General features: G+C 38.5%; 6 protein-coding genes. All 6 read right to left on the reverse strand.

Going from position 1 to position 6614, the window contains the following annotated elements:
* Nucleotides 1-77: 77 nt before the first annotated feature.
* The 6 genes from FZF08_RS17465 to FZF08_RS17490 all read right to left on the reverse strand — a co-directional run bounded on the left by FZF08_RS17465 (nt 78) and on the right by FZF08_RS17490 (nt 6062).
* Entirely contained in the window at nt 78-773 is a 696-nt protein-coding gene (locus FZF08_RS17465; RefSeq protein WP_159471049.1) for a GDSL-type esterase/lipase family protein, read from the reverse strand.
* Nucleotides 774-848: 75 nt separating this feature from the next.
* Entirely contained in the window at nt 849-1547 is a 699-nt protein-coding gene (locus FZF08_RS17470) for a hypothetical protein (protein ID WP_159471051.1), read from the reverse strand.
* A 12-nt stretch (nt 1548-1559) separates the two neighbouring features.
* Nucleotides 1560-2219 carry a hypothetical protein gene (locus FZF08_RS17475; protein ID WP_159471053.1) on the reverse strand — a complete coding sequence of 220 codons (660 nt, stop codon included), beginning with the start codon at nt 2217-2219 and terminating at the stop codon, nt 1560-1562.
* Between the two features lie 208 nt (nt 2220-2427).
* Complete coding sequence (locus tag FZF08_RS17480; protein WP_159471055.1) at nt 2428-3738, reverse strand: TolC family protein; 1311 nt, start codon at nt 3736-3738, stop codon at nt 2428-2430.
* A gap of 35 nt (nt 3739-3773) precedes the next feature.
* Nucleotides 3774-4436 (reverse strand): ABC transporter ATP-binding protein, encoded by a 663-nt coding sequence (locus FZF08_RS17485; RefSeq protein ID WP_159471057.1) that lies wholly within the window; start codon nt 4434-4436, stop codon nt 3774-3776.
* A 210-nt stretch (nt 4437-4646) separates the two neighbouring features.
* On the reverse strand, nt 4647-6062 hold the full coding sequence (locus FZF08_RS17490) for an alkaline phosphatase (protein ID WP_159471059.1): 1416 nt from the start codon (nt 6060-6062) through the stop codon (nt 4647-4649).
* Nucleotides 6063-6614: the final 552 nt, after the last annotated feature.

Consider the following 6614-nt stretch of genomic DNA (forward strand, 5'->3'; position numbering starts at 1 on the left):
TTTAAAACCTATACCCTTAATATTACTTTTAAATCTTGAAACCTCACAAAACATCTAAGACAGAAGTCAAATGTATTTTACTCGTCTTTTAGTAAAATTGGTTTCAATACAGAAGTCCACCGTTTGTAACCTTCCTCATTCATATGCAGACTATCACTCAGGAAAATACTTCCATCCGGACGGCCATCTTTGATCATGACCGGCCAGATATCGATATACTCATGATTACGATCACTTTTGATAAAGTCCTTTATTAACTGGTTCGCTATCTGAACATCTTCTTTTTTATTCCAACGCGATGGTGAAGGTTTTAACGAAATCCCGTAAATCTTTGCCTTCGGTTCCTGCTCGTGAATCATTTTAGTAAGTTTCATATACTCGTCCCTCACCTGTTCAGGCGATTTTACCTTCTTGCCAAACATGTCATTTTCGCAATAAATAACAACTGTTTTGGGATGGTATTTAAAGATTGTTTTGTTGGCATAATGGATCACTTCCGGGAAAGTAGAACCTCCAAAACCGCGGTTGATAATCGGTAACGGTGCAAGATCCTGCGCTGCACTTTGCCATTTTGTAAAGGTAGAACTCCCTGCAAAAACGATTCCGCCAGGTGCAGGCATCTTTTCAGAATCTTTCTTTTCAAAGGCTTGAATGGAACTCTCTGACCTGTCTACGGAATAATCCGGCTCCCAAACCTTATCAAGCGCGGTGTAATTCGGCTTATGGCATGAGGAAATGAAGAGAATGCCGAGGATAACAAAATACTTTTTCATTTAAACAAATAAAACGGTAGATACATAAGTAAGGCATATCTACCGTTTTTCTAATAGTGATTGGTTAATTATTTATTATCTGCCATAAAAATAGCGCAAACCAAAACCTACGCTTGGAAATGTAAAACTTGGGCTGAATCCATAATTCAGTGTCTTCTGTTTTACGTAATAATCAGAATCCTCGCTTGTCTGTTTTGTCATTGAATAACTTACATTAATGGGGCTGGATGCAGCAATATTGGCTGTAACCCACCACTTCTCGGAAAATTTATAGTAAAATCCGGCACTTATACCCGCTGAAAGATTAACAGCATTTGCTTTGGTTTTAATCAATTCCGAAGGACCAGAGCTTACAGAATATGTGTCTGAATTATTATAAGATAGATCTATATTCGGCCCGGCATAAACACCTATTTTATCATTAAAGTGTTTATAAAACTGCCAAAATTTACCAATCCCGGCTCCAAATCCTTTTATTCCTGATTTGTCGTGCTCAATTGCAGAACCATCCGGATACGTCCTGTATATTGCTTTCGACCCGGCAAGAGATGTGTTCAGTCTCCATCCGGAAGCGACTGTATTTGTTTTGAATTTCCCCAGACTTATATCAAAATCATAGCCATAACTATTAGTGCTTTTAGCTTCATTAGGATTTCTATTATTGAAACTAACCGATGCAGAGCCAGATATAAATTTCTGGCCTTCAAACTGAGCAAATGCAAGTCGGGAAGAACCCAAAACAAGTATGATGAGTATATAAAATATATTTTTCATGAGTTGAGTTTATTATTGTTTTTGAAGATACCATGCCGCTCTTACAGAAAAAGAACGGGTTAAGTCACTTGTGACGGCAGAATTGAAATACATATTTTTCTCTCCCCATAAGCTTTGATATCCCGCAGCAAGCGACAAAAAATTCAAATCCGACTCCAAAGCAAATCTCGGTGTGATCCAGTAGGATATTCCCGGTGTTAATTGAATCCCTCCCGCATATCCATCAGTTTTAGTGGTTGGCAGTTGATTTCCCGAACTTTTATTGTGTGAATATGTCAGAACAACGGAGGAGTTCAAAAAAACAGCCCACTTAGGGCTCAATGATTTATAATGCCTAATATAAGGAGAAAGCGAGTACGCTACATTCGTTGTCCGGCCATGATATACAACATTTGATGATAAGGTTTTTCCATTGACAAGAATAATATTGGTACCTAATCCTATCCCAATCATTCTATTTTCTTTTATAAATTTCCCGAATTGAAGGGATGGATTTATAGAGATTAGATTCGACTTAATATTATTGTTGTTATAACCAAAATCTGAATTCTGATTATAGCCGTTAAAATTAATCGTGGCACCTACGTACTTTACACCTGGCTGCAATTGTGCCATAACAGAACCGGCATAACAGATAAATGCTGTCAAACCAATAAGAAGAGTTTTTTTCATGACTATGAGTAGTTGATTTCAAGGCCAATATAACAAAGAATATGTAACCAATTTCTTATTTAATAATTTTTAAATTTTTTTAACAAAAAATATAAAAAAAAGAGGCCTGCACTGCATGCGGCCTCTAAGTATTACCAACCTAACTAACTAAGAAACTTCCGGTTTTTGGCACGTAGCCATCAACTTTTGTCCCACGTCAATATCTTTCCTAATATATACCTGTCCAGTTTCCCTGGCGGTAAAATTGAAGTAATCTCTGTTTCATCATATATTCATATTTTGCCTGAATTGCATTGGCCTGTGACTTTCCAAGATTCGCTTTTGCTAATGCATATTCAAAAATATTGGCCGTTCCTGCATTCAATTTACTTTCCACTACTCCGAAACTTTCTGTAAGTGATTCCACCTGGCCTTGCGCCGCACCGAAGCGATCCGCAGTACTGTTTACATCCAGAACAGCCAATTCAACCGACTGACGCAATAATTGTTTGGCAATATCAAACTGGTTTTGCGCCTGGCGTTCCTGCACTTTTGCCAGTTCCACACGTGGACGTGTTACCCAGCGACCCATAATCGGAATGTTTAATCCCAAACTTAAAGAACCATTTCGTGTCGCGTTCAGCTGTTTGAAATAATCAAGACTAGTATTGGTTGAAGCATAAAAGGCTCCGATATTAGCACCCAAAACTAGGGAAGGATAATTGTTTGCCTTGATCGATTTCACCAGATAGTAATAACTTTTACGCGTCAGTTCAGCACTTTTAATTTCAGGAAATTGTTTAAGGGCATCTTCATAAACAGCCTGAATATCTTTCGAATCTACCGGCCATTCGATTGGGTTAAGCGGTTCAAAAATTACCGAATCGTCCGGTTCAAGGTTCATTCTTTGAAACAAAGCCAATCGGGCTGTTTTATAATTATTTAAAGCCGTCACCATATCAAACCGGTCATTGGCAAGGGTGGCTTTGATTTCATAAAGGGTACTCTGCGCTGCCACTCCGGCATTCAATTGTTTTTCAACCCGGTCAACCTGCTGTTTGGACGACTCAACTTGCTGAACATACGATTCATATAAAGATTTTGTTGCCAAAACATTTACATATCCCTGCAAAAGCAAAATCGTTTGTCCGTTCAAAACCGCCTTTCTGTTTTCATCCGCAGATTCCTTCAACACCTGACTTTGGCGAATCTGGTTTTGAATTTTGAATCCCTGGAATATATTCATCTGGAAATTGGCCCCGATAGAATTGTAGTTGTAAAGCTCATCAATATACGCATTGGTATACTGGTCAATACTACGTCCAAGATTTAAGCTATGATTAGCCCCGACGTTAATTTGCGGTAAAATCAACGATTTTGTCTGGCGTAAATTTGCCTGCGCCACTTCCGCCTGAAGATTCCCGGCACGGTATACCAGGTTATTTCTGGACAGAAGTTCGACACAATCTGCAAGAGTCAGCGTTTTTTGCGCGTGTGCAAAACATGGAAACAGACAAAAAAGGAGTAATAAACGTTTCATGGCTAATAGATAAATTGTAGAGGATAGGTAATGAATTAAGCCAGCCAGCCATCTTTCAGCCTGATTACACGGTTTCCATACGTAGCGTTTGCCTCCGAGTGGGTTACCTGCACAATCGTTACCTTATCTTCCTGATTAAGTTTTTGAAATAATTCCATAATTTCCACCGCTTGCTCTGAATGCAGATTTCCGGTTGGTTCATCCGCAAAAATCACTTTTGGATTATGCACAATGGCACGGGCTACACCTACCAACTGCTGCTGTCCGCCTGAAAGCTGATGTGGAAAAAGATCTTTTTTTGCTACCATATTGAAACGATCCAGCAATTCGGCCACACGGCTTTTTCTTTCAGAACCGGAGACACCTTTGTAAAGCAATGGCGTTTCGATGTTTTCATAAACCGTCAGTTCATCAATTAAATGATAAGCCTGAAATACGAAACCAATATGATGACGGTGTAATTCTGTGCGTTTTTTTTCAGTCAGTTTTTGAACCGGATCGTCGAGGAACAAATATTCACCTTCCGATGGCTCTTCAAGCAATCCCAAAATATGCAGCAAAGTTGATTTCCCAGAACCGGACGGGCCCATAATGGAGACAAACTCGCCTTCCTTAATATTCAAATCAATATGACGCAACACGTATGTCTTGCCAAAACCTGCCGGATAGTGCTTGGAAATTTTTTCTAATTTGATCATTATAAAGTATGATTTGAGATTTTGATTCACAAGGATAAAGACATTTACCGGTGATTCTAATTCTCTTTTGTTTATTTCGTTTTGAAAAAGCCTTGCCACAAATTTTTGTTTCTGTATATCAAATAGTTACAGTTTTAAACAAAATAAAACCGTCCGAAATCGTACACTTTTGTACGGTTTCGGACGGTCAGAATTCTTTTTAATATTTGATCAGCTTTGCTTCCTGACATCCGTAGCATCCAGCATAAAATTGTGCAGATCCGTGTTTTTTACAAATGGTTTTAGCATTTCACTTCCTGGGCCAAACATCGCCAGTTCAACATAATCCGCAGAATGATCCATCCCTGCCCAGCCTATCGAAGTATAAGCCGACTGTATTTGGCCAAGTTCTTTGAAAGGCAGTTTTTTAGGATTATATAAACCTTCTTCATTCAAAGTAGTATAATGCGCCAGCAAACTTTCAGCCTCCGCTTTTTTGATTGCGTAACCTTGCGCTTCTTCCAGTCGCTCAATGATTTGTGATGAAGTTGAATTCTTATTGATTCCGTTTAAAACCCAGTCGTTGCTATGTTTGAAATGATGCATATAATCGAAATTTTTCTCGGTCATTGACCCAGAAAATAAACCTGGATTGGCATTTCCGTGATCTGTTGTAATGATGACAAGTGTTTCTTTATCCTGTTCAGCAAAATCAATGGCTATTTTAATAGCATCGTCAAAAGCGATCTGGTCATAAAGTAATCCCGCAGAATCGTTGGAATGTGCAGCCCAATCCACTTTTCCTCCTTCAACCTGCATCACAAAGCCTTTTTTGTTTTTCTTCAATTTATCAATAGCCGCTTTTGTCATTTCAGCCAGGGTCGGAATTTGGTCTATCAAAGCAGTGTCATGCTGATGATCAACTAAAAATGGTAAAGCATTATCGGCAAAAACACCGAGTAAAGGTTTGGTTTCAGAAGCAGAAAGATTGAATAATTCCTTTTTATTTTTAACCGTTACATAACCAGCCTCATCGAATTTTTTGTATACGTTATCCTTGTCTTTTCTTTTTGCAGGATCGAAATAATCCTGTCCTCCACCCATCATCACGTCAAATTTTAAAGGTAAATATTGCAAGGCAATATCGTTCTGATCACCCCTTGATTTGTTATTGATACAAAAACCTGCCGGCGTCGCATGCGTGATCGGAACGGATGTCACACAACCTACGGATTTACCAGCTTCCTTGAATTTCTGTAAAATAGGTTTATTATAACTTCCGTCCGGATTGGCATTCAAAGATCCGTTATTTACCCGTACTCCCCCACCCCAGGCAGAACTCGCCGCAGCCGAATCAGTAACAAATGAGTTTGCTGAGGCCGTATCCATAAACGCACGTTTCGCTTTGTTATCCAGATATAATTGCATCCAGTGGCTTTGTCTTCCTTCTTTTCTTTGTAATAAAAGGCTGGCCATATTGAGTGTGCCGGTACTCATCCCGTCACTTACCATGAAAATAATATTTTTGGCGATAGTGCCGCTTCCTTTTATAATGCTGTTTTTACTTCCTAACAGATCCAATGGAGAAAACAACGATCCTGCTGCTACCGTGAGGGAGGAATTTCTAAAAAAATCTCTTCTTTTCATTTCAATAATTTGATCAGTTTCAACCGGGTTGCGGTTTTGAATAACTGACAAAGTAATGTTTTAAATGTTATCAGATGATGTGCCAAATGTTGTATTTGAGTTAAATAAAAACATTTTAATATATCGACAATCGCAATTATCTGGAAAATTTCTTGTCAAATGAAGAAATATCTCACAATTCCAGGAGACTCCTAACGGAGTCAGGAGATTGAGCGAGCAATTTTCTTCTATAAACAGGACACCACGATGTGGTGGATGGATCAAGCGAGGTTTATTATCTATGGAATACACTTTTTACCATGGAAAAACGAAATCTATAACTTAATAAATATCGGATCACTCAACTAATCACCGCTCGTTAGAGCATCCTATTTATAGAAGAAACCAACAAAGTACAGTCTTGAATAGGATATGGTGAATATTGTATTTGAGTTAAATAAAAACATTTTAATATATCGACAATCGCAATTATCTGGAAAATTTCTTGTCAAATGAAGAAATATCTCACAATTCCAGGAGACTCCTAACGGAGTCAGGAGATTGAGCGAGCAA

Origin of the sequence: Dyadobacter sp. 3J3 (genome assembly GCF_009801115.1) — a bacterium.
Lineage (GTDB): Bacteria > Bacteroidota > Bacteroidia > Cytophagales > Spirosomataceae > Dyadobacter.